Origin of the sequence: Leisingera sp. ANG-M1 (genome assembly GCF_000813745.1) — a bacterium.
In the GTDB taxonomy this organism is placed as follows: domain Bacteria; phylum Pseudomonadota; class Alphaproteobacteria; order Rhodobacterales; family Rhodobacteraceae; genus Leisingera.
In genome coordinates this window covers 248,887-272,402 of record NZ_JWLC01000013.1, presented here as the reverse complement: position 1 = coordinate 272,402, position 23,516 = coordinate 248,887, and the positions used below count along the sequence as shown (strand labels likewise).

Genomic DNA, 23,516 nt, shown 5'->3' with positions numbered 1-23,516 from the left:
CTCAGCGACCGATCACGTCATCCTCGACGTCATGCACGTCAATGCCCAGTGCCTCTAATCCGGCCTCCAGGTTATCAGCCAGATGCGGGGTGCCGATCAGGTAATCGGAAGTTGGCGTCGTGGCCTCCTGACGGGCAGTATATATCGCCTCGCCCAGTTCCTCCGGCTCGAAACTGCCGCGCCCGACCCACATGATGCCAACCAGTTCCGCTTGCTGATCCTCGCCCATTCGGTCGATAAAGGCGCGAAGCTCTCCTTCGGCCCGGCCCAGCTCGCGGGCCATCATTGCCACCTGTGCCACTTTGCGGACCGAGATCTCCAGCATTGCTCCATTCCTTCTGTTCGCTGCCTCAGCATATCAAACAGCAAGCAAAACGCCTAAGTCTTTGATCTGGGGCAAATGGCAGACGGCTCAGGCTTACGCTTTTCCAAAGAGGGCAAGCCCGCTGCGGCGCCCGCGCAAAAGCTCCGGCGGCAGAGCAGACCAGCCGTCGCGCGCGGGCTCCGCCCCGGCCGCCTCCAGCACTGCGGCCGAGGCGATCAGAGCCATGCCTTGCGCCTTGGTCAGCTGCTCCAGCCGCGCTGCAGTGTTCACAGTGTCGCCGAAAACCGAGTATTCCAACCGCTCCGGCGTGCCGGTCACGCCCGAAAACACCTCGCCCCAATGGACGCCGATCCCGGCACCCAGACCAGCTTCCCCCGCTTGTTCGCGGGCCCGCCGCCAGTCTGCCATCTCCGCCAGAAGCCCCTCGGCGCAGTCCAGCGCCTGCGCCGCACCGCTTTCGCCCTCAAACAGGATCATCGCCGCATCACCGATGTATTTGTCGATCAGGCCGCCCGTCCGGCCCGCCACCGCCTCGACACGGGCACGGAACTCGGTGATCAGGCGGCTCACCTCCTGCGGCGCGCGCCCCTCGCACCAGCTGGTGAAGCCGCGGATGTCTATAAACAGCACCGCCATCTTCTGCTGCCGCCCTTCCTGCAGCGCCGCCAGCCCGCCGCCCGCCAGACGGCCTGCCAGCTGGGCCGGCAGGTAGCGGGTCAGATTGGCCTTCTGCCGTGCCTCCTCCAGAGAGCGGTGCAGCAGCCCGCGCATCCGCAGCGCCGCCACAAGCAGCACCAGCCCGGCCAGCGAAATCATCAGCACGCGCATCAGGTTGGGCGGCGTGGCCATTGCCACATGCACCCGCTGAACCGCCTCAGCGGACAGGGCTGCAGGCTCCCAGAACACCAGCCAGACAAAGCCTGCTGCCACCAGCACTACCTGGTAGGCCAGAAGCAGCGGATTGAACCGAAGCACACCAAAAGCCAGCACCAGCGGCGCCATCCAGGCCGACGGCATGGCAAAGACAACATCGCCCGAGAGGCTGGAGTTCACCAGCGACAGCCAGGAATTCAGAAACAGGAACACGCAGTCCGCGGTGACCGCCGCCCAGATCATCCAGCGCCGGAACACGCCTTTGCGGATCGCGGCAAAGCTCAGAGCGCCCACCGCCATATAGGACAGCAGCATTGCCGCCGCGAGGCCGACCTGGTGCCACAGGTAATCCTGATCCACCGTTTGCACCGCATCAACGGCCAGCACCAGCGCGGCAAGCAGCCCCGCCGAGACGGCAATCCTAAGCAGCGCCACAATGCGCTCGGCCTCAACTTCCGCCGCCCGCAACAGCGCCGCTTCACCCGGGTTGCCCGCAGGCGGCACCAGCAGCAACGGCATTTACTCCTCCGCCAACAGGGCCATCTGCCGCGGTTCCGTCTCAACTTGGCCCGGATCCTCCAGCTCTGCCCCCTGCGCCACTACGCCCATCGCCTCGAACTTGCGCGCCGAGGGCAGCACCCGTGCCTCCAGCGAGCCAACTGCCTTGTTGTAGTTGTTCACCGAAGACGACAGCGACTTGCCCACCGAGGCCAGGTTCTTGGAGAAAGTCGCCAGCCGGTCATACAGCTCCTTGGCGGTTTTCTGCACCTCCAGAGCATTCTCCGCCATTTTCTCCTGCTGCCAGCCGTAGGCGATGGATTTGACCAGCGCCATAAGGGTGGTCGGGGTGGCGATCAGTACCTTGTTCTCAAAGGCATATTCAATCAGTCCCGGATCCGCCTCGACCGCAGCGGAAACAAAGGTCTCGCCGGGGATGAACATCACCACGAAATCCGGAGTTTCGCCCAGCGCGCTTTGGTATGCCTTGGAAGACAACTGCCGCACATGGGTTTTCACATGGTTCGAATGGCGCAGAAGGGCGTCCTGCTGCTGATCCGGCGTCTCCGCCTCCAGCGCGTCCAGATAAGCTTCCAGCGGCGTTTTGGCATCCACCACAATGCTCTTGCCGCCGGGGATGCGCACTACTGCATCGGGTCGGCGCTGGCCGTCGTCTGTGGCCACCGACTTTTCTAGCTCGTAATCCACATGCTCGGCCATGCCCGCCATCTCGAACACTTGGCGCAGCTGCATCTCGCCCCAGCGGCCGCGGGTCTTGGGCGCCCGCAAAGCCTGCACCAGCTTGCGGGTCTCGCCGCCCAGCGCCGCCTGGCCTTCGGCCAAATGCTTCACCTGCGCCTTGATAGCGCCATAGGCCTCGTTGCGGGCCTGTTCGATCTCTTTGATCCGCTCGCCGAACTGGCCAAGCTTCTGATCCAGCGGCTTCACCAGGCTTTCAATCGCCGCGTGGCGTTTGGCGAGGTCTTCATCCGCCGATTTGCTGTGCGCCTGAAAGCGCTCGCTGACCAAACTTAGGAAGCTTTCCGAATTCTGCTTCAACACGCCTGATGCCAGGGCCGAGAACTTGTGCTCCAGCTCCATCTTCATGCCGCGCAGCTCTTCCAGCCGGGCCTCGTGCTGCGTGGTGAGAGTCTGCAGCTCGGACTGCGACTGGATCCGGATGGCCATTTCCGACTGATGTGCAGCCCGCAAAGCTTCCAGATCCGCAGCAAGGTCTTCTGCCAGTTTGGCCGACCGCGCCGCTTCGCCCTGCAATGCCTGGTTGCTGGCATCAAGCGCGGCGTTCTTCTGTTCCAGCCAGCGGGCCGCAGCAGCGGGACGCCGGGACGACAGCCAAAGGCCGAAGAACAGGGCCGCTAGAACCGCGGCGCCTGCGGCGGCATAAAGGAGAAAGTCTGGGTCTGTCAGCACGGGGGTTCTCCCTCTTTTTGTGCCTGCTCGCTCTGACTGAAGGGCGCTATGTGCGCCCGAACAATCGCTCAATATCTGCCAGTTTCAATTCCACGTAGGTGGGGCGGCCATGGTTGCACTGGCCGGAATGGGGCGTCGCCTCCATTTCCCGCAACAGCGCATTCATCTCCTCGCCCCGCATCCGGCGGCCGGAGCGGATCGAGCCATGGCAGGCCACCCGGCTCAGGATCGCCTCGATCTTAGCCTGCACCAGCTGGCTTTCACCCTGGTCCGACAGCTCATCCAGGATATCCTTGATCATCGCCTCAGCATTGACTTCGCCTAGGATTGCCGGGGTTTCCCGCACGGCAACGGCATTGCCGCCAAAGGCCTCAATGCCGAGGCCGAATTTCGCCAGCTCTTCCGCCACGCCCATGAGGCAGGCGCAGTCGTTGTCGCTGAGCTCGACAATCTCCGGGATAAGCAGGGCCTGGGCGGCAACCCCGCTTTCCGCCATCTGGCCTTTCAGCTTTTCATAGACCAGCCGCTCGTGGGCGGCGTGCTGATCGACAATCACCATTCCGTCGGCGGTCTGGGCGATGATGTAATTCTCATGCACCTGGCCGCGTGCCGCCCCCAGCGGCAGAGCCTCGGCCCCGGGCGCGCGGCTCTCGGGCGCATCCGAGGGCTGACCCGGGGCCATCGGAGCAGACGCTACATCCGGGACTTCCGTCACATGGCCGCTGTAGGCCGTCTGCAACTCCGCGAAGCCCGGCGCCGAGGGCGGCTCATAGGCAGGCGCAGGCGCAAAGTTCTCCGGCCGCTGCGCCGCATAAGACACCGAGCGCGCACCGAGCGACGGACGGTCCATCTGATAGATCCGCGGCGCGCCGCTTGCGGTGGGCTGTTCCACCCGCATCGCCCCCAGCGTCGCGCCCGACACGGTAGTTGAGGCGCGGTGACCGGCCTCCGCCAGCGCGTGGCGCAGGGAAGACACAATCAGCCCGCGCGCCAGCCCGGGATCACGGAAGCGCACCTCGGATTTTGCTGGATGCACATTCACGTCGACAAGCTGCGGGTCGCAGTCGATGAACAGCGCCGCCGCCGGATGGCGGTCGCGGCTGAGGAAATCGAAATAGGCCGCCCTGAGCGCCCCGGTCAGCATCTTGTCCTTTACGGGCCGCGTGTTCACAAACAGGAACTGCGCCACCGCCGCGCCGCGCGAGTATGTCGGCAGCGCCGCATAGCCATAGAGCCGGATGCCCTCGCGCGCGGCGTCGATCTTCAGCGCGTTTTCGGCAAACTCGCGCCCCAGCACCGAGGACAGCCGCCCATGCAGCGCGTCAAACAGATCTCCCGAAAGCGGATCGGCCCGGAATGTCACCCGCCCTTCGCCGCCGCCGGAGACATCCCGCAGGGTAAAGCCAACCGACGGCTCTGCCATTGCAAGCCGTTTCACGGTGTCGCCAATCGCCTGTGCCTCGGCCCGGTCGGTGCGCATGAATTTGAGCCGTGCAGGCGTTGCAAAGAACAGATCGCGCAGCTCGACGATGGTACCTGCCCGCAAGGCGGCCGGTTTCACCGGCTCCAGCTTGCCTCCGGCAACCCTTATCTGCGCCGCTTCATGGCCTGCGGCCCGGCTGGTGATTGTCAGGCGCCCCACTGCCCCCAAGCTGGGCAGCGCCTCGCCGCGAAAGCCGAAGGTGTGGATGTTCAAAAGGTCCGAGCCGTCGATCTTAGAGGTTGCATGGCGGCTCAACGCCAACGGCAGGTCCTCCGGCGCCATGCCGCAGCCGTCATCTGTCACCCGGATCAGTGTCTTGCCGCCGTCGGCGATTTCCACCGTGATCCGGGTTGCACCGGCGTCAATGGCGTTTTCCACCAGTTCCTTGACTGCGGACGCAGGCCGTTCCACCACCTCGCCGGCGGCAATCCGGTTGATGGCGCTATCGTCCAACTGGCGGATGACAGGCCGCTTGTCTGAGGGGCCGTCTGCTTGCGGTTTTTCGCTGATATGGGGGTCTGCACTGCTCATACCGCTAAATTTAGCATGTAGAGGCGATTCTGCCACCGGAATGCGCAGCCCCAGCCTCAAAGACGCGGAAAACACGATTTTCACACTGCACGGCCGGTTTCAAAGGCTTCTCAAGATATCCATACCCGCGTTTGCCCCGTTTTTTTGTCCATCCAGTCAAAAAACCTGCATCCGCGCCCCGGCGCTCGCTTGCCAATATGCCGCACCCGTGCGACTTTCGCACGGAACTCTTCCGAGGATTTCCAATGGATAGCCATACCGCTGAACGAAGCGCGCAGCTGCCGCAGCTGGCCGAGCCGCGCAATCCCGGCATGGAGCTGGACCTGGACTGGGTCGCTGCCGTGCAGGCCAATACGTCGGCCATCGAACGCCGCTGCGCCACGCTGCCGGGCCGCCGAAGCGTCAAGAAAGACCACCAGGCCGCCTGGCTGCTGAAAGCGATCAGCTTAATCGATCTGACCACCCTGTCCGGTGACGACACCGAGGGCCGGGTCCGCCGCCTATGCGCCAAGGCGCGCCAGCCAGTGAATGCTGGTCTCTTGCGCGAGCTGGGCATGGAAGGCCTCACCACCGGAGCAATCTGCGTCTACCACGATATGATCGAAACTGCGGTGCAGGCTCTGAAGGGCAGCGGCATCCCGGTGGCCGCGGTCTCAACCGGTTTCCCGGCAGGCCTCTCCCCCTTCCACCTGCGGGTGGCGGAGATCGAGGAAAGCGTCAAGGCCGGTGCTGAGGAGATCGACATCGTGATCTCGCGCCGCCACGTGCTGACCGGCAACTGGCAGGCGCTTTACGACGAGATGAAAGCGTTCCGCCAGGCCTGCGGCGATGCCCATGTAAAGGCGATTCTGGCCACCGGCGAGCTGGGCAGCCTGCGCAACGTGGCGCGCGCCTCGCTGGTCTGCATGATGGCCGGCGCCGATTTCATCAAAACCTCCACCGGCAAGGAAAGCGTCAACGCCACGCTGCCGGTGTCGCTGGTGATGATCCGAGCGATCCGCGACTACTATGACCGCACCGGCTACCGTGTCGGCTACAAACCCGCCGGCGGCATCTCCAAAGCCAAGGACGCGCTGGTGTACCTGTCGCTGATCAAAGACGAACTGGGCGACCGCTGGCTGCAGCCTGACCTGTTCCGCTTTGGCGCCTCCTCGCTGCTGAACGACATCGAGCGCCAGCTGGAACACCATGTCACCGGGGCATATTCCGCCGGCTACCGCCATTCCATGGGCTGAGGGCTGTACACATGACCATCAAAGAGATTTTCGACACCATGGACTACGGCCCCGCCCCCGAAAGCGCCGCCGACGCGCTGGCCTGGCTGGTCGATCAGGGCAGCCGCTTCGGCCATTTCATCAACGGCGAATTCACTGCCCCGGGCGACGGCTTCGACAGCAAGAACCCCGCCACCGGCGAAGTGCTGGCCACCCTGACCCAGGCTACCCAAGCCGACGTCGACAATGCGGTAGAAGCCGCGCGGAAGGCGCAGGGCGCCTGGGCTGCTCTTGGCGGACCCGGCCGCGCCAAATACCTCTATGCCATTGCCCGGTTGCTGCAGAAGCATTCCCGCCTGTTTGCTGTGCTGGAGACCCTGGACAACGGCAAGCCCATCCGCGAGAGCCGCGATATTGATATCCCCTTGGCGCAGCGGCATTTCTACTATCACGCGGGCATGGCGCAGCTGATGGAAAGCGAGCTGCCGGATGCCGAGGCTTTGGGCGTCTGCGGCCAGATCATCCCCTGGAACTTCCCGCTGCTGATGCTGGCGTGGAAAATCGCGCCGGCCATTGCCATGGGCAACACTGTGGTCCTGAAGCCTGCGGAATACACCTCGCTGACGGCGCTGCTGTTTGCGGACATCTGCCGCCAGGCAGGCCTGCCTAAGGGTGTGGTGAACATCGTCACCGGCGACGGTGCCGTGGGTGAGATGATCACCGCAGCGGATGTCGACAAGATCGCCTTCACCGGCTCCACCTCCGTTGGCCGCAAGATCCGCGAAGCCACCGCAGGCAGCGGCAAGGCGCTGACGCTGGAGCTGGGCGGCAAGTCCCCCTACATCGTCTTTGACGACGCCGACATCGACAGCGCCATCGAAGGCCTGGTCGACGCAATCTGGTTCAACCAGGGCCAGGTCTGCTGTGCCGGCTCGCGCCTCTTGGTGCAGGAAGGCATTGCCGGGCGCTTCCACAGCAAGCTCAAGGCCCGCATGGACGGGCTGCGCATCGGCAACCCGCTCGACAAATGCATCGACGTGGGCGCGGTGGTCGATCCGGTGCAACTGAACACCATCAGCGAAATGGTCGCCGCCAACCAGGCAGGCACCATGCATCAGGCCCAGGTCGAGATGCCCGCGGGCGGCTGCTTCTACCCGCCGACCCTGATCGAAGGCCTCACCCCGGCGGATCCGCTGATGCAGGAGGAGATTTTTGGCCCTGTCCTGGTCTCCTGCACCTTCCGCACTCCGGCCGAGGCGGTGGAGCTGGCCAACAACACCCGCTACGGCCTCGCCGCCACGCTCTGGACCGAGAACGTGAATCTGGCGCTCGACATGGCGCCGAAACTGGTGGCGGGCGTGGTCTGGATCAACGGCACCAACATGTTTGACGCGGCAGCCGGTTTCGGCGGCGTGCGCGAAAGCGGCTTTGGCCGCGAAGGCGGCTGGGAAGGCCTCGCCGCCTATACCCGCCCCAAGACCAAGTCCAAAACGCTGACCAAGGTGGAAGCTCTCGAGGGCAACGGCGTCCCGGCAGACCCGCTGGACCGCACTGCCAAGATGTATGTCGGCGGCAAGCAGGCCCGCCCGGACAGCGGCTACAGCCAGGCCATCTACGGCAAATCCGGTGCGCTCTTGGGCCACGTGGGCCTTGCCAACCGCAAGGACGTGCGCAACGCGGTCGAGGCCGCGGCAGGCGCCAAGGGCTGGTCCAAAACCACCGGGCACTTGCGGGCGCAGATCCTGTACTACATCGGCGAGAATCTCTCCGCGCGAGCGGATGAATTCGCTGCCCGCATCGACGCAATGACCGGCAAGAAGAGCGGCGCGGCCGAGGTTGAAGCCTCGATCCAGCGCTTGTTCTCCGCCGCTGCCTGGGCTGACAAATATGACGGCCAGGCGCATGGCGTGCCGATCCGCGGCGTGGCGCTGGCGATGAAAGAAGCCGTGGGCGTGATCGGTGTTCTGTGCGCCGATGAGGCACCGCTGCTGGGCCTTGTTTCCGCAATGGCGCCAGCAATTGCCATGGGCAACCGGGTGGTTCTGGCGGCCTCCGAACCCTTCCCGCTGGCGGCAACGGATTTCTACCAGGTGCTGGAAACCTCGGACGTGCCCGCAGGCGTGGTCAACATCCTGACCGGCAGCCATGCGGAGCTGGCCAAGCCTATGGCCTCGCATCTTAACCTGGATGCGGCCTGGAGCTTCTCCTCCACCGATCTGTCCGCCCGGATCGAAGCGGCCTCGGCCGGAAATCTGAAGCGGACCTGGGTCAACAACGCCACCGCCACCGACTGGATGCAGGATCACAGCAAGCGCTTCCTGCAAGAGGCCACCGAGATCAAAAACATCTGGGTGCCCTACGGCGAGTAACCCGGTTCAAAACTCACAACGGCTGGCCTCCCGCGAGGCCAGCCGTTTTTCTTTGCTTGTGCAGGATCAGGCACCCAGCGGCGTCAGCGCATAGATCAGCCCGGCCCCGACCGCCATCGTCAGGATCACCGCCAGGAAGGCCAAAATCATCGGCATCCGGAAAATGGCGCGCAGCAGGATAACCTCGGTCAGGCTGGCCCCGGCGCTGCCGATGATCAGCGCCATCACCGCGCCCAGCGACATGCCCTTGGCTGCCAGCGCAGCCGACAGAGGGATCACCGCCTCTGCACGGATGTAGAGCGGGATACCGATCACCGCGGCCACCGGAATGGCAAACAGGTTGTCGCTGCCCGCGTATTCGGTGATCAGCCCGGTTGGCATGAAGCCGTAAATGAACGAGCCGATGGCAATGCCGCCCAGCAGGTAGGGCAGTACGCCCTTGAAGTCCTTCCAGACCGATTTCCAAAGCCGCAGCCAGCGGTTCTCCGGCAGAGACGCTGCACTGCAAGAGCTGCCGCAGCCGCTGGGGGCTGGTGCCTCATAGGCCGCAGGCTCCACATGGCGCTCGAACCCCAGCGCCTCCAAGATCACGCCTGCAGCCACTGAGACCACCATCGCGATCAGGGAATAGACCACGGCCACCTGCAGGCCGAAGGTCACGGTGAACAACCCGATGATCACCGGGTTCAGCAGAGGGCTGGAGAACAGGAACACCATCATCGGGCCAAACCCGGCCCGCGCCCTGAGCAGTCCCTTCAGGAAAGGGATCGTCGAGCAGGAGCAAAACGGCGTGATTGCCCCCATCAGCGCGGCAACCACATAACCGCGGCCGTTGCGAGAGCTGAGGACCGCCTGGATGCGGGCCGGTGAAACATACTCCTGCAGCACCGCCACGCCGTAGCTGATCAGCAGGAACAGCGCCGTCAGTTCCACGGCGAGGAAGAGAAACATACCGCCTGCTTCCTGCAGGGCAGCGGTGATTTCAGGTGACATAGGTCGAGCCTCTGATTCCAAATTACTGGTTTTGTCGAAATATTGATCAACAGGGCGCGAGTCAATATATTACCAAGAAAATCGTAATATCAAAACGGAGCGTTCATGGACGTCGACGAAATTGCCAAGATTCTCAAGGAGCTGGGCCATCCGCACCGGCTGCGGATTTTCAAGCGGCTGGTGAAGTCAGGCTTTGACGGGCTACCGGTCGGGGTGCTGCGCGAGGATCTGGATATCCCGCATTCCTCGATGACTCACCATATTGCCAGCCTGGTGGAGGCCGGGCTGATCAAGCAGCAGCGGGAGGGGCGCATCCTGCGCTGCGTGCCGCAATACGGCCGACTGTGGGACGTGATCGCCTATTTGCAAAGCGAATGCTGCCTGGATGAACGCAGCTCAGCAGCAGGCTGAAGAGCTGCCGGCACGTGGCGTGCCAAAAGAAAACGCCCGCTCCTTTCGGAACGGGCGCAGAAATCCGGGATTAGCGCGGATTAGCGGCGGATGCCCAGGCGTTTAATCAGGTCCTGGTAACGGGCCTCATCCTTGCCTTTGGTGTAGTCCAGCAGCTTGCGGCGCTGAGCAACCATTTTCAGGAGGCCACGGCGGCCGTGGTTGTCCTTCTTGTGGGTTTTGAAGTGCTCAGTCAGGGTGTTGATGCGCGAGGTCAGGATTGCAACCTGGACTTCCGGGGAACCGGTGTCGCCGTCTTTGGTTGCGAATTCTTTCATCAGGCGTGCTTTTTCTTCAGCAGTGATCGACATCGGGGTCTCCTTCATAGGTTAGAGTGGATGGCGCAGGCCGGGATGTCGTCCAGCACAGGCCCATGGAGAAATCCGCCACGTGACCGCAGCGGATGCAGGCGTATAAGATGATTCCACTGCAAAGGCAAAGGATATGTGCGGACTGCCAGGCTTACTGCGGCAGCAAGCCTGACTGCGCCGCCGAAGCAGAGTCGATAAGTACCAGATCGGCTGCAGTCAGCCCTTCAGCTCCGGAAAGCCGCAGGGCGGGCTCGCCATCCACCAGGATCAGCTGTTCGTTCTCCGCATCGGGGTTTGCCTGCACCTCGACCTCCGGCGCATCTCCTGACGCAAAGTCCCAGACCAGCACAAGCTGGTCCGCCCCGGCATCATAATCCATCAGCTGCACCGCCTCTGACGTTCCGGTCCAGCTGCCCGCCATAAACTGGTCTTCGCCCTCGCCCCCGGTCAGCACGTCACCCGCGCCAGCAATTAGTGTGTCATCACCGCCGCCGCCATTCACAAAATCCTGATCCGTCCCGTCACCGGCGCCAGACACTACGTCGTCGCCAAAGCCGCCGAACAGCGCATCCTCACCTGCGCCCCCCGCAAGGCTGTCGTTGCCGTCATTCCCATGCAGCGAATCCTCTCCGGAACCGCCTTCCAGCCAATCCTGGCCGCGGCCGCCATGCAGAACATCCGTATCCGCGCCGCCCTGCAGAGTGTCGTCACCGAAATGACCGTAGAGGCTGTCCGCGCCGTCACCGCCCTGCAGCAGGTCGCCGCCGTCCTCACCATGAAGCAGGTCCTCACCGCTGCTGCCATACAGGCTGTCATCTCCTTCCGCGCCATGCAGGACATCTGCACCGCCGCCGCCATCGATCCAATCGTTGCCGCCGTAACCGCCAATCTGATCGTCGCCACCGCCGCCGCTCAGACTGTCGGCTGCGCTGCTGCCAACCAGAATGTCAGCATCCGCGGTGCCGGTAACTGTCTCAACCGGAGCCTCATAATCCGGAGCCCCAGGTGATCCGCCAGGCTCGATATAGCCCCCGTCCAAACCATCTTCATTTGTTTCCGGATCAGACGCCGTTCCAGCATCGCCCTCCTCAGCAGTGCCAGGCTCCACAAACACCGCACTACCAACCGCAACAAGACCCAATACACTTGCAAGCCACAACATAACCTGCCCACACCTCAGTACACTTATACCCTGCCGCAGGATTCCACGCCGCAGCAGTATTTGCAAAACAAAACGAGAACACAGGTTAACGGGTGGCTGAAACTGCTTACTCTTCCAGCCACCTCTCCGGCTGCCGGCTGTAGGCAATGTACAAAGGATGCTTGGGGTGGCCTGCCTTGCTGAGCCCTAAATGATAGAGCGGCTTGCCCCTGGCCCGCAAAGCCTTGGCGACCCGGGCGCCCTGTCCCAGGTGCTCGCCATGCGTGCCCCAAGCACAAATCACCATATCAGCCCATTCCAGCCCTTCCAAAACCACGGCCATGTTTTCCGGGCCTTCCGGTGCCTCCAGCCGCCGCATCTCGCGAGGATCAGTGACGCGGCAGGCAAAGATATTGGTGGCACGGAAACCGCCGAATCCAAGGGCGCGGGCCCGGCGCTCGCATCGTTCGATGGTGGGGTCGTTCTGCACTTCGGTTGCGGTAGAAGGATTCAGCATCACGAACATCACCCGCTCCCCGTCCGCATTCCAAACACGGGTCAGGCTGTAGCGGTAGGTTTCGCAATCCGAGTAAACGGCAGTCGAAGGCGCGTCGCCTTTGGTGTGGGTCCGGGTAATCATAGGCCGTCTGTAGCAGGGCTGTTTGCCCTGTCAAATGCTGCTGGTCACTGCAGAGAATATTGCTGAAACCTGAAGGCGCTGATACACCTATCAAGTGTTTAATGCTCATTTATTCCATCCAGGGTATTTGAAATGGAATTGCTACTGCTTCTCGGGATTGGCATTGCTGCAGCCGGAATCGTCCTTTTAGGAGACGATGACGAGGAGCTGGTGACAGCCGTCATCCCCGAACCAACCCCCAAATTCGGGGAAAAAGGCGAAGATGAGCTGCTGACTGGGACAGAGGAAGGCGAAGATATCTATGGGAATGAAGGCGACGCCGATACTCTCGATGGCGGGGGCGGCAATGACCTTCTTCTATTTGGAACCGGCAATACCGCCATTGGCGGTGAAGGTGAGGATAGGTTCCAGCTTGATGGCCGCGGCGGCGCAGGCACAGTCATAGAGGACTTTGATCCCGCTGCTGACAGCCTGTTGATCGAAGAGACGCATCAGGATGTGGCGCTGTACCAGACAGAAGACGGCACCGGGCTGCGCTTAGTCGAAACCCAGGGCATGACCACAGTCCTGACGCTGAACAACCTCTCCTTGGAAGACGGGCAAACCTTGGACGTTGAATTTTATGGCGCGCATCTGGATGACGGGCCCTATACCGTGGCCTTTGACGCACCTTCGGATTCCGGTCCCCAGATCATTGATGCTCAGCGAGGCACAGATGGCGATGACAATCTGGCGGGCACAGCAGGAGACGACGTGATCTTTGGCGAGGGCGGTGCCGACACGCTCGCAGGCGGCGAAGGCAACGACACATTGTTCAGCGGCAGCAGCACAGTGCATTTCCCGGAATCTTACAACCACTACCCTGGCGACTTGACCCAAGTTGGCGATGACGGCGATGTACTTGACGGCGGCGCAGGAGACGACACGCTTTGGATCGGGCCAGGCACCACCGCCACCGGCGGTGAGGGGGCCGACAGCTTCCATGCTTTCGCAAATGTCTATGAACCAGGCAGTGCGGCAGCGGAAATCACCGATTTCAATCCGTCGGAAGACAATCTGATGATCGGCTTTCCGGTTGTTGCAGGATTCGGATCCCTGCCTAGTTTCAGCTTCGAGGATGCTATTGCCGGACTGAGCATCGCTTATGACGCGGATCAGGATAGCACGCTAATCACCATGGATGGCGTTGCCGTCGCAACATTGCCCGGCGATCAGTCGGGAATCAGCGTCGCCTTCCACGATGATTATTCAACGGACGAAGACCGCTGGCGGGATGCCTCAGGGAACACGATCAGCGCCGCGGACGGCAATGCTGCCAGCATCATTCTGACGGCGCACCAGGACCAGTCGGTACTCGGAGACAACTACGACGCCACGCCGGCCTAACAGGCACACAGAACAGCCCTGGGCTGCAGGCATCAGCGGTGCTTGCTTTTAGGAGACCACCGCAGTCGGCGGTCCGAGGTCATTCCGGCTGCACAAACACCCGGCTTGGGTGCAGCTCGCCCGATTTATAGATACCAACCGCCACAGCCTTGCCATCCAGCGAGGCCCAGGCTTCGTCGCCGTATTCTACATCAGCGGCCATCACCATGCCGGGGTTGCCATTGCGCAGCCGCACTGCGCCCTGCAGGGTGCATTTCAGCTCGGGCAGATCTGCCAGTCCTTCCTCAAGCGGTCGCAGATACTGGTCCAGCTCTGTGGATTTCGCCAGTTCCTCGACCAGTTCCAGCGATACGCCTTCCTCGGCGTCGAACGGGCCGGACCAGATCCGGCGAAGCTCTTTGACATGACCGTGGCAGCCCAGCGCGGCGCCCAGGTCGCGAGCAATCGAGCGCACATAGCCTCCCTTGCCGCAGGTCATTTCCAGCACCACGTGATCTGTGTCGGGGCGGTCCAGCAGGATCAGTTCTTCGACCCACAGCGGGCGGGCCTCGATCTGCACATCCTCGCCTTCACGCGCCAGCTTATAGGCCCGCTGGCCGTCAATCTTTACAGCCGAAAACTTGGGCGGCACCTGCATGATTTCCCCGAGGAAGGGCAGCAGCGCTTCCTTGATCTTCTCGTCCGCGGGGCGCACATCGCTCTCGGCAATCACCTCGCCCTCGGCATCGTCGGTATTGGTTGCCTGGCCCAGCCGCACGGTAAAGGTATAAGCCTTCAACGCGTCCGTGATATAGGGAACAGTCTTGGTCGCCTCGCCCAGTGCAACGGCCAGCACGCCGGTCGCCTCCGGGTCCAAAGTGCCCGCATGGCCGGCCTTCTTGGCATCCAGCGCCCAGCGCACCTTGTTCACAACCGCGGTCGAGGTCAGCCCTGCGGGCTTATCCACCACCAGCCAGCCGGAAATATCGCGCCCTTTGCGTTTGCGTGCCATGCCTTCACCCCAAATTCACGTGAGGCGCGCCGGTTACCGGATCGCCCAGGCAGTGTCAATTTAGCAAATGACAGGGCCTTCAGGAAAGCACCGGAAGCGGGAGAAACTGTCCTGCGCTTGCCCCAGCCCGCCCGGGACGCTAGGCAGGCTCCCATGGCTGTTTCAAGCGAATACACCCCGCCGCAAGATCCTCTGGAGATCCTGCACCACGATGCCGAAATCCTGGCGGTCAACAAGCCTGCCGGGCTATTATCGGTGCCTGGCCGCGGCGCGCATCTGGCCGATTGCCTGATCAGCCGGATTCAGGCCGTGTTCCCCGAGGCGCTGCTGGTGCACCGGCTGGACAGGGATACGTCCGGAGTGATGGTGTTCGCCCTTACCCCGCACGCACAGCGGCATCTGTCGATGCAATTTGAGAAACGCACCACGAAAAAGGCCTATTTGGCGCGGGTCGCAGGCAGGCTGGAGCCGAGGAGCGGCACCGTGGACCTGCCGCTGATTGTCGATTGGCCAAACCGTCCCAAGCAGATGGTCTGCCATGAGACCGGCAAGCCCGCAGTCACCAACTGGCGGGTGATGAAATACGAAGACGACGCCACGCGGGTGCGGCTGACACCCAAGACAGGGCGCTCGCATCAGCTGCGGGTGCATATGCTATCGCTCGGCCATCCGATCCTAGGCGATCCGCTCTATGCGTCTGGCGCTGCTTTGGAGCACCCGCGGCTGATGCTGCACTCCGAGGAGCTGCGAATCAAACACCCGGACAGCGGCGAATCTCTGAAATTTCGGGTCAAACCGTCTTTTTAGAGCCTTATCACGGCGCTTCCATTACCATCATGAACAGCGTGTCCGGCTCCAGCGCCTCATAGCTGTGCGGGTGGTCGCCCGGATAGCTGTAGTAGTCACCTGCCAGCAGCACTTCCTCCTGCCCTAAGGGCCCGACACGCATCTGCCCGGCACAGACCAGCATATGCTCTACTGTGCCGCGCGGGTGCGGCTGGGCGCGGCGGACTTCCCCCGGCTGCATCACTACCCGGTAGACATCCCGGCGCACATGGGGCGGGCAGCGGGACAGCAGCACCGCACTGAAATCCGATTGTTCCGATTCCAGCACGTCGCCTTCCCCGGCACGGACCAGTTTGGTCGCCGGCGCCTCAGTTTCAAACAACAGGCTAAGAGGCACATCCAGGGCTGCGGCCAGTGCCCAAAGCGTCTCTACACTGGGGTTTCCATTGCCGGCTTCCAGCTGCGACAGGGTCGATTTGGCAATGCCTGCTTCGGCTGCGAGCGCCGTAAGAGACTTCCCCGCACGGCTGCGTTCGCGCTGGATGGCGGCAGCGATCATTTGATGGGGCGCTGACATGTTCAGTATTTCATCCTACTGTTCGACTTGACGAACGCATGGGGTGTTCGATATGCAGTTCTTGCGTTCGGTATATCCGAGCGGCGGATTCGTCTCCAGAGGAGCTCGCCGATGACTATGCAAGATCTTGCCCCGCCGTCGCCCCGTAACGAACTGGCAACCGGGTTGCGGGACATCCTGCCCTTGGCAGCAGGGGTCGGTGTTTACGGGCTGGCGTTCGGGCTCTTGGCCGCACAGGCGCAGATGGGCACGCTGCAAACCGGAGTGATGGGCACCATCGTTTTTGCCGGCTCTGCCCAGATCATTGCAGTCGAACGCCTGCTGGCAGGCGCTGGCGCCGGAGCCGCCGTGCTGGCCGGACTGGCGCTGAACCTGCGGCTGCTGCTGATCACTGCGTCGCTGCGCGCGGAGCTCGCAGGGCGGCCCTGGTGGCAGGTGCTGCTTGGTCTTCATGTTGCTTCGGACGAGAACTGGGCGCTGATGCACGCCGCCCGCGCCAGCGGCCGACGCGCCGGATACTGGTACATGGTGAGCGGCGGGCTGGCGCTGGTTGCTGTTTGGGTGCTGGCCACCATGGCAGGCGCCGGCTTTGCGACCGCTGTGCCGGAGCCGCGCGCCCTTGGCATGGATTTCGCATTCACCGCTGCTTTCATCGCCATCCTGCGCTCGCTGTGGGGCGGAGGGGCCTCGCTGCTGCCCTGGGCCGGCGCCGTGGCCACAGTATTGCTGACCGGCCTGCTGACCCCGCTGGACCCCACCTGGACGCTGATCATGGGCGGCCTGGCCGGGGCCGCCCTTGCCGGAGTGCTGGGCAATGACTGAGACCTGGACCCTGATTCTGGGCCTGGCTGCAGCGACTTTTGCAGTCCGCCTCTCCGGCTACCTCCTAGGCCGCCGACTGCCCGAACACGGCCCCTGGGCCCGCGGCCTGCGTGCTTTGCCCGGCTGCCTGATCCTGTCGCTGGTCACCTACTTGCTGATGCAAGGCGGTCCGCAGGAATGGGCGGCAGGCGCCCTATCCCTGGCCGTAGCCTTGGCGACCCGCAGCCTGCCGCTGACCATGGGCGCAGGAATCGCCGCAATTTGCCTGATTAGAGCCTATTTCTAACGCTGGCCGTTCAAGCCCCCGCCATCGGCCCTGTGCCTGTGCGCAGCACGGGCCACGCCAAAGACGGCAAGTTTTCCAGCGCAGCCGGGCGGCTTGCAGGCGCGGGAGCACCTACCGGGGCTGGCATCCAGCAGCACAACAAAGAAAGCCGCCCCAAAGAGGCGGCTTCCTCAATTACTCTGTCAGGAAACTTACTCGGCCGCCCAGCCGCCGACAGCTTTCACTTCCAGAAAGTCCTCGATCCCCCATTTGCCGCCCTCGCGGCCCTTACCGGACTGTTTCATGCCGCCAAAGGGCGAGCCGGCCGAGCGCGATTTGCCATTCATCTCCACCATCCCCGAGCGCAGCGCGCGGGCCATGCGGTTGGCGCGGGCGCCGTCCTGGGTCTGAACGTAATTTGTCAGACCATAAGGCGTGTCGTTGGAAATCTCGATCGCATCCTCTTCGGTTTCAAACGGGATGATCGACAAAACCGGGCCAAAGATCTCTTCGCGGGCGATGGTCATCTGGTTGTTCACATCGGCGAAGACAGTGGGCTTCACATAGTAACCCTTGTTCAGCCCGTCCGGGCGGCCGGTGCCGCCTGCCACCAGTTTGGCGCCTTCGTCGATGCCCTTCTGGATCAGATCCTGGATCTTGCTCCACTGCAGCTCATTCACCACCGGGCCGATATGGCGGCCTTCCTTGCTTGCCGGGCCAACCTCGACCTTGGCGGCCACTTCCGCAGCTTCGGCAACCACGCGGTCATAGATGCTCCGCTGCACCAGCATCCGCGACGGCGCGTTGCAGCTCTGGCCGGTGTTCTGCATCATGTGCAGCACGCCGCGTTTGACAGCCTTTTCGTCGGCATCCTCGAAAATCACATTGGCGCCTTTGCCGCCCAGCTCCAGGTCGACCTTTTTCAGGGTCGGCGCCGCGGCCTGGGTGATCGCGATGCCCGCACGGGTGGAGCCGGTGAAGGAGATCATGTCCACATCCGGGTGCGTGGTCAGCTGCGAGCCGACGCCCGGACCGTCACCATTCACCAAATTGAAGACACCTGCCGGGAAGCCGGCCTCGTCCATCAGCTCAGCAAAAATCATCGCATTCAGCGGGCTTTGCTCCGAGGGCTTCAGCACCATGGTGCAGCCGGCCACCGCCGCCGCGCCGACCTTCAGGGTCACCTGGTTCATCGGCCAGTTCCATGGCGTGATCAGGGCGCAGACGCCAACCGCTTCGTGGATGATACGGTCGTTTGGGCTGCGCTCGTTCAGCGGCGCATCGAAGTCGAACTCCTTGGCCGCGGTGATGAAGTTGCGCAGGTGCCAGCTGCCCGCACCGACCTGAGAGGCCCGGGACATGTCGATCGGCGCGCCCATCTCCAGCGACATCGCCTGGGCCAGATCCTCAGCGCGGGACTCGTAAACATCAATCAGCTTTTCCACCAGCACGATGCGCTCTGCCACCGGAGTAGCCATCCAGCCCGGCAGCGCCGCTTTGGCCGCTGCCACAGCTGCGTTGGTGTCGGCTTCAGAGCCCAGCGAAATCACTGCGCAGGGGTCTTCGGTCGAGGGATTGATCACTTCGAAGTCATTGGCAGCCGAGGGGGCAACCCACTGGCCGTTGATGTAAAAGTCGCGTTTCTCGATCATCTGGGGACTCCCATTTCAGATGTTCTTTCCCGGCCATTCCGCCGGTTTGGCGGCCACTGTGTCACCAGGCCGGAAAGGGGGCAAGAGGCTTTGGCAGCATAATTTGATCAAATTATGGGCGGTACTGTCAACGCTCCCGTTGCAGCACTTGCAAGCATTTGCCGAACAAGGAAATTGCAGAATCCGGGTGGTATCCCGGCTGAGGGGCTGTAACGTGGCTCCAGAGCACCTAGGTAGCGTTCGAGGCGACTCGAAAGCCGCCAGGCAACGACAACAACCAAACACGAAAACCTGACTTTAGGAGGACAATGCCATGGGTTTGCGCATTAACGACGTGGTTCCCGATTTCACCGCCGAGACCGATCAGGGCAGCATCAGCTTCCACGACTGGATCGGCGACAGCTGGGCGATTCTGTTTTCCCACCCCAAGGACTTCACCCCGGTCTGCACCACCGAGTTTTCGGCAGTTGCCCAGCTGAATGACGAATGGGCCAAGCGCAACACCAAGGTGATCGGCGTGTCCGTTGATGGCGTCGAAGAGCACAAGGGCTGGAAGAAAGACATCGAAAGCTACGGCAATGCCGCGGCAGGCTTCCCCATCATCGCTGACGGCGGGCTGGAAGTCTCCAAGCTTTATGACATGCTGCCCGCCGACGCCTATCTGCCCGACGGCCGCACCCCTGCGGACAGTGCCACAGTCCGTTCTGTCTTCATCATCGGCCCGGACAAGCAGCTGAAGCTGTCGATGACCTACCCGATGACCGTCGGCCGCAACTTTGCCGAGATCCTGCGCGCATTGGACGGGTTGCAAATGTCCGCCAAAGGCGTAGCAACCCCCGCCAACTGGGTGCCGGGCGAGGACGTGATCATTCCGCCGACCGTGTCGAACGAAGACGCCAAAGCGAAATTCGGAGAGTTCGAGACAATCTTCCCTTACCTGCGCAAGGTGAAGGCGCCCGAATAAGCCGGACAGGCACGGGAGAGGCACGTAAGGCGCCTCTCCCAATATTTCAGAAAAATGAGCTCTGACTGCCGCAGCCTGTGCGGGAGGCCGCAATCAGCGGGCTGTCCAGCTGCGGCCGACCTTGTGGCTGAACGCCAGCGCTTTTTCCTGCAACAGACGGCGCTGTTTGCGGAACCCGTACAAGGCGGTCCGGCGGTAGGTGCCGCGGTTACCATCCGAACGGGCAGAAATATCGCTGTCGAAACTGCCCGCATCCACCAGGCTGCGGCAGGTTGCCAGCCCCATGTCAGACCGGGTGAAGACCTGGCGCATCATGTTGTCGGCAGGGCAGAAAATTGGTTCCGCCACTTCCAGAAAGGCCCTGGCTCCGGCCTGATTCCAGACCAGCGCGTGTGCCAGCATCGGAAAATAGTGGGCCCGCACCACTTCACAGCCTGCCACGGTTTCCAGCGGAGTTGTAATCTTCAGCCGGTTCGTGCCGATGTTCACGCAGTGCCAATCCGAGCGGCCCGCAAGCCAGTCGAGCAGCGGGCCCAGCACTTCGGAAGCGCCATTGGCAAAGGTGATGTCGTCCTCGAACACAATGGCCATGTCTTCGCCGCTGTCGCGGAACGCCGACAGCGCTCTTTGATGTCCGACATAACAGCCGATTTCGCCTCCGCTCATCGACCGCCCCATAAAGCGGCGGGCTTTTGCGTCATCGTAAGGTGAAAACGCCTCAAGGTCGATTTCGCGGCCATCAAACCCGTCAACACGCACGGCGTCGATCCGGTGCTTGGCAAGTTCAGCCCGCGCATTCTCCATGCGCTCGGGCGAAGATGCCAGGTTGATCACATATCCCTTGATGCTCATCGCACGTCCGCTGCGTTCTGGTGGAAAAGCTTCACATAAGCGTCCACAACCGCTTTTTCCGAAAACATCTCGTCAAGCCGCGCCGACGCATTGGCGGTATATTTTGCTGCGGCGTCCGGCTCGGCGCGGATGTGAGCCAGGCCTGCGGCTACAGCATCAACATCGTCGATTTCCGTCAGCACACCGTCAACGCCGCCGCGCATGTACCAGTCCGGCCCTTCTGAGCGTGTCGAAACCGAGGGCACACCGGCCCGCCAGGCTTCCAGAAGCATGTTCCCCAAGGGCTCATGGCGGGACGGCATCACAAAGGCATCCCCCGCCGCAATGCAGTGAATAGCTTCCGGCACCCAGCCAAGAAATCTGACGCGGTCCTCTATTTGCAGTTCCGCAGCCAATGCCCGCAGCGCGGCCTCCTCAGGCCCGGTGCCCAGCAGCCAGAGCCACGCGCCGGGCGTCTTTGCAACCGCCCGCAAAGCGACATCCATGCCCTTGCGCTGCACAAACCGGCCGCCGGCCACAACCAGGAATGCATCGTCAGGCGTGCCATGCTCCGCCCTGCTGACTGGCTTGGGTTCAATCGGGCGGGGAAAGTTCGAAACCGTCGCAGTCGGGCCCGTCCAGCCCAGAGACTGCACATGCGTGCCAATGGCGGGCAGGTTGCCTACAACCACATCCGTGTTCTTGAAATACTTCAGGCTGGTCGGAAAATCGCCCAGCCGGGTCAGCCGGATTGCCGATGTGGACGCGGGCAAAAGCCGGCTGGCCCTTGGCATCCAGGCCAGGATCGCATCGGGCTGCCAGGTCCGGCAGATGCGCCGCATCTTCCATTGCAGGATACCGGTTGCGGCCATCCAGTGTGAAAAATTGCCCGGCGTCACCTGGCCGATTGCGGCAACTTCAGGCGTCCAGGACTGATTGGGACGCACAATGAATTGCTGCTCGACCCCATGCCGGTCAAAGGCTTGTGCCAAAGCAACAAAGAAGCGCTCAGCCCCGCCTTCCTTGCCAAAGTGGACGTGCAGCAACCGGGTTGTCATGCGTCTTCCTTTTCAAGCAGAACGCTCTTGCGGTAGGCAAAGGTCTTATTGAATCCTTGCGCCTCCAGACGGGACAGCATGGCGTCAATCGCCTCGGCACCCACAATATGGGGGTGGACTTCAAGGATCATCCGTTTCACCCCGGGCAGAGCCTCATAGCCGAGAATGTCCACCTCGGCTCCCTCCACATCCATGACAAGCACGCTTGGCTGCCACTCTTCGGCCAGCGCAGCCAGCGCCACGCTTTCGACTTCGATTTCTTTCCCGGCCAGCGACCGATCATACAGAGACGAAGACAGAATGTTGTCCGAAACGTGGAACCGGACGGGTGCGCCGTCCCGGGTGACAGCTTTCATCTCAAGCGCCGGCGCAACCTTGTTCAAGGCATAGTTTTCCCGGATCAGCGTCTCCATGCCCGGGTTGGCTTCGAAAGACCGGACATTCTGTTCCCCGGCAAGCTTTGCGCAGAGGATGCTGACGAAACCAACGCCTGCGCCCACCTCCAGAACCCGGTCGCCCTGTCCGACTTTGACATTGATAATCGCTGCCTCGGTGTCTTCATACTGGCCGGAGAAGATCCCATAGTAGACGTCCTTCGACACGCGCTGCTGGTCCGTCACCAGGCGCACGCCGTTATAGGTGTACTCTTTGGTCCCGAGCTTCTGGTTCCACCACCTGCGGAACGATCGGGCAAACGGCTTCTTGGGGATCATTCGGGAATCCGTCATGTGTACTCAACCTTATTCAGTTCCGGTGCATGCGCCGCAATTCTTCGCTGTCCGGCTCGCACTATGTTAGTTGCCGTTTGACCCGGATTGAGCATCCGCTCCGGATCAGATGGCGGATGCAGGGTCAGCTTCGGCCTATGAAGCTGCCCAAGGATTTCTCAGAGGTATATTTTTCCGTCCCGGTAAATACCGGGCTGGAGCGTCTCGCCTGATCGCTGTGCAGCATTTTCTGGTAAAATTCCGACCCGTTGGCGTGCTCACCCCGGGCAGCCTTATGTTCGAACCCCGAACTGCCTGCAGCAAAACAAAAGTGCAGAAGCGCCATCTTTTCACGCGAAAGCCGGGCGGGCGCCGACAGCGCATGGGCGCCATTGTAGTAGAACCAGCCCTTGCGCCAGCGCACCAGCGGGACCTTGGTCAGATTGAACAAATTCCGCTTCTTGAGACGGGACTTGATCAAGGCTCTCGCGGCATAAGCTGCCAGCCCGCTGGCTCCACGGAACCCGAAACCGCCATTCACTGTTGATGCGCCCCGGAAAAACCGTTCGCGCCAGCTGTTGCCATAGATATCCAGTGGCAAAAACAAACGCTGCCGCACTCCGCCAAAGACCATGTGATCCGGCGTCGGGTACTTTTTGCGAAACCGCCGCGGAGCAATCAGGCGGAAATGGTGGTCCGGCCCGTCAAAGAAGGGGAAAGCCTCTGTCAAAGAGCCGCCCGTGTACCGTGCTTCGTTGAACGGAACATCGGAATACATGTCAACCATGGTCGCCTGGACAGCTTTGGCGCCCTCTCGTTCCAGATCGGCGACAACATCCGGCAGATGCCGGCTGCCCATCCCTTCAAAGATCAGGTGCTCATCGATATCGGGCACCACGCACCACTTCCCGGTCCCGTACTGGTCCAGGATTTCTGCCCGCCAGAACCGCTTATGCTCTTTGTATGTCGAGCCTTCGCAGGGCGTGAACACTGTCACATCTTCAGACTGCGACAGAATTTCGTCAGTGCCATCGGTCGAACGGTCATTGACGATCAGAAACCGGCTCACCCCCAATGCGCGGTAGTGAGACAAAAACTCCGGCAAAAGCGCGGCTTCATTGTGCGCCAGCGCGACACAAAGAATGTCCGAAGACGAAAGAGCCGGCGGATTTGCGCAGTGCAGGTATTGAGGCATAAGGGCCATCCTTGGCGTCCTCC

23 protein-coding genes are annotated in these 23,516 nt (G+C 62.3%); 8 read left to right on the top strand and 15 right to left on the bottom strand.

The window, feature by feature from the left end:
* Window position 1: 1 nt before the first annotated feature.
* From RA19_RS12210 to mutL, 4 genes are all read right to left on the bottom strand, one after another.
* Window positions 2-325, bottom strand: a complete 324-nt coding sequence (locus RA19_RS12210; protein WP_039162883.1) for a DUF3775 domain-containing protein — start codon at window positions 323-325, stop codon at window positions 2-4.
* A 93-nt stretch (window positions 326-418) separates the two neighbouring features.
* On the bottom strand, window positions 419-1,717 hold the full coding sequence (locus RA19_RS12205; protein ID WP_052261768.1) for an adenylate/guanylate cyclase domain-containing protein: 1,299 nt from the start codon (window positions 1,715-1,717) through the stop codon (window positions 419-421).
* Complete coding sequence (rmuC, locus tag RA19_RS12200; RefSeq protein WP_241479058.1) at window positions 1,718-3,127, bottom strand: DNA recombination protein RmuC; 1,410 nt, start codon at window positions 3,125-3,127, stop codon at window positions 1,718-1,720. It abuts the gene before it with no gap.
* A gap of 46 nt (window positions 3,128-3,173) precedes the next feature.
* Window positions 3,174-5,141 (bottom strand): DNA mismatch repair endonuclease MutL, encoded by a 1,968-nt coding sequence (gene mutL, locus RA19_RS12195; RefSeq protein WP_039162881.1) that lies wholly within the window; start codon window positions 5,139-5,141, stop codon window positions 3,174-3,176.
* Between the two features lie 245 nt (window positions 5,142-5,386).
* On the opposite strand from mutL, the gene deoC reads away from it, so the two are divergent.
* On the top strand, window positions 5,387-6,376 hold the full coding sequence (gene deoC, locus RA19_RS12190) for a deoxyribose-phosphate aldolase (protein ID WP_039162878.1): 990 nt from the start codon (window positions 5,387-5,389) through the stop codon (window positions 6,374-6,376).
* Between the two features lie 11 nt (window positions 6,377-6,387).
* Window positions 6,388-8,724, top strand: coding sequence for an aldehyde dehydrogenase family protein (locus RA19_RS12185; protein ID WP_039162875.1), 2,337 nt, complete (start codon window positions 6,388-6,390; stop codon window positions 8,722-8,724).
* Window positions 8,725-8,790: 66 nt separating this feature from the next.
* Here RA19_RS12185 and RA19_RS12180 read toward each other — a convergent pair whose 3' ends face one another.
* Window positions 8,791-9,717 (bottom strand): permease, encoded by a 927-nt coding sequence (locus RA19_RS12180; RefSeq protein WP_052261767.1) that lies wholly within the window; start codon window positions 9,715-9,717, stop codon window positions 8,791-8,793.
* Between the two features lie 105 nt (window positions 9,718-9,822).
* On the opposite strand from RA19_RS12180, the gene RA19_RS12175 reads away from it, so the two are divergent.
* Entirely contained in the window at window positions 9,823-10,128 is a 306-nt protein-coding gene (locus tag RA19_RS12175; protein WP_039162873.1) for an ArsR/SmtB family transcription factor, read from the top strand.
* Between the two features lie 80 nt (window positions 10,129-10,208).
* Here the strand turns inward: RA19_RS12175 and rpsO are convergent, their stop codons facing one another.
* The 3 genes from rpsO to RA19_RS12160 form a co-directional block, all read right to left on the bottom strand.
* Window positions 10,209-10,478, bottom strand: coding sequence for a 30S ribosomal protein S15 (rpsO, locus tag RA19_RS12170; RefSeq protein WP_008555454.1), 270 nt, complete (start codon window positions 10,476-10,478; stop codon window positions 10,209-10,211).
* A 151-nt stretch (window positions 10,479-10,629) separates the two neighbouring features.
* The gene (locus tag RA19_RS12165) at window positions 10,630-11,517 is read right to left on the bottom strand and encodes a calcium-binding protein (protein WP_241479057.1); all 888 of its coding nucleotides are present in this window, start codon (window positions 11,515-11,517) and stop codon (window positions 10,630-10,632) included.
* Between the two features lie 229 nt (window positions 11,518-11,746).
* Window positions 11,747-12,259 carry a DUF1643 domain-containing protein gene (locus RA19_RS12160; protein WP_039162868.1) on the bottom strand — a complete coding sequence of 171 codons (513 nt, stop codon included), beginning with the start codon at window positions 12,257-12,259 and terminating at the stop codon, window positions 11,747-11,749.
* A 132-nt stretch (window positions 12,260-12,391) separates the two neighbouring features.
* Here RA19_RS12160 and RA19_RS12155 point away from each other — a divergent pair, with 132 nt between their 5' ends.
* The gene (locus tag RA19_RS12155) at window positions 12,392-13,645 is read left to right on the top strand and encodes a calcium-binding protein (RefSeq protein ID WP_152615743.1); all 1,254 of its coding nucleotides are present in this window, start codon (window positions 12,392-12,394) and stop codon (window positions 13,643-13,645) included.
* A gap of 79 nt (window positions 13,646-13,724) precedes the next feature.
* On the opposite strand, the gene truB is transcribed toward RA19_RS12155, so the two are convergent.
* Entirely contained in the window at window positions 13,725-14,636 is a 912-nt protein-coding gene (gene truB, locus RA19_RS12150; protein ID WP_039162864.1) for a tRNA pseudouridine(55) synthase TruB, read from the bottom strand.
* Between the two features lie 153 nt (window positions 14,637-14,789).
* Between truB and RA19_RS12145 the strand changes: the two genes are divergently transcribed.
* Window positions 14,790-15,443: an RluA family pseudouridine synthase gene (locus RA19_RS12145; protein ID WP_039162862.1), complete on the top strand. Its 654-nt coding sequence runs from the start codon at window positions 14,790-14,792 to the stop codon at window positions 15,441-15,443.
* A gap of 7 nt (window positions 15,444-15,450) precedes the next feature.
* Here RA19_RS12145 and RA19_RS12140 read toward each other — a convergent pair whose 3' ends face one another.
* Complete coding sequence (locus tag RA19_RS12140) at window positions 15,451-15,999, bottom strand: helix-turn-helix domain-containing protein (protein ID WP_039162860.1); 549 nt, start codon at window positions 15,997-15,999, stop codon at window positions 15,451-15,453.
* Between the two features lie 111 nt (window positions 16,000-16,110).
* Between RA19_RS12140 and RA19_RS12135 the strand changes: the two genes are divergently transcribed.
* Window positions 16,111-16,821, top strand: coding sequence for an AzlC family ABC transporter permease (locus tag RA19_RS12135; RefSeq protein WP_052261766.1), 711 nt, complete (start codon window positions 16,111-16,113; stop codon window positions 16,819-16,821).
* Window positions 16,814-17,107, top strand: coding sequence for an AzlD family protein (locus tag RA19_RS12130; RefSeq protein WP_039162857.1), 294 nt, complete (start codon window positions 16,814-16,816; stop codon window positions 17,105-17,107). The genes RA19_RS12135 and RA19_RS12130 overlap by 8 nt, the downstream gene beginning before the upstream one ends.
* Before the next feature lie 191 nt (window positions 17,108-17,298).
* On the opposite strand, the gene RA19_RS12125 is transcribed toward RA19_RS12130, so the two are convergent.
* Complete coding sequence (locus RA19_RS12125; protein WP_039162855.1) at window positions 17,299-18,738, bottom strand: aldehyde dehydrogenase family protein; 1,440 nt, start codon at window positions 18,736-18,738, stop codon at window positions 17,299-17,301.
* A gap of 313 nt (window positions 18,739-19,051) precedes the next feature.
* Between RA19_RS12125 and RA19_RS12120 the strand changes: the two genes are divergently transcribed.
* Window positions 19,052-19,702 (top strand): peroxiredoxin, encoded by a 651-nt coding sequence (locus tag RA19_RS12120; protein ID WP_039125683.1) that lies wholly within the window; start codon window positions 19,052-19,054, stop codon window positions 19,700-19,702.
* Window positions 19,703-19,795: 93 nt separating this feature from the next.
* Here RA19_RS12120 and RA19_RS12115 read toward each other — a convergent pair whose 3' ends face one another.
* The 4 genes from RA19_RS12115 to RA19_RS25790 form a co-directional block, all read right to left on the bottom strand.
* The gene (locus RA19_RS12115; RefSeq protein WP_039162853.1) at window positions 19,796-20,554 is read right to left on the bottom strand and encodes a glycosyltransferase family 25 protein; all 759 of its coding nucleotides are present in this window, start codon (window positions 20,552-20,554) and stop codon (window positions 19,796-19,798) included.
* Window positions 20,551-21,591, bottom strand: a complete 1,041-nt coding sequence (locus RA19_RS12110; RefSeq protein ID WP_039162851.1) for a glycosyltransferase — start codon at window positions 21,589-21,591, stop codon at window positions 20,551-20,553. The genes RA19_RS12115 and RA19_RS12110 overlap by 4 nt, the downstream gene beginning before the upstream one ends.
* Window positions 21,588-22,319: an FkbM family methyltransferase gene (locus RA19_RS12105; protein WP_082020524.1), complete on the bottom strand. Its 732-nt coding sequence runs from the start codon at window positions 22,317-22,319 to the stop codon at window positions 21,588-21,590. Before RA19_RS12105 ends, RA19_RS12110 begins: the two co-directional genes overlap by 4 nt.
* Window positions 22,320-22,443: 124 nt before the next feature.
* The gene (locus tag RA19_RS25790; RefSeq protein ID WP_193748261.1) at window positions 22,444-23,493 is read right to left on the bottom strand and encodes a glycosyltransferase family 2 protein; all 1,050 of its coding nucleotides are present in this window, start codon (window positions 23,491-23,493) and stop codon (window positions 22,444-22,446) included.
* Between the last annotated feature and the right edge of the window lie 23 nt (window positions 23,494-23,516).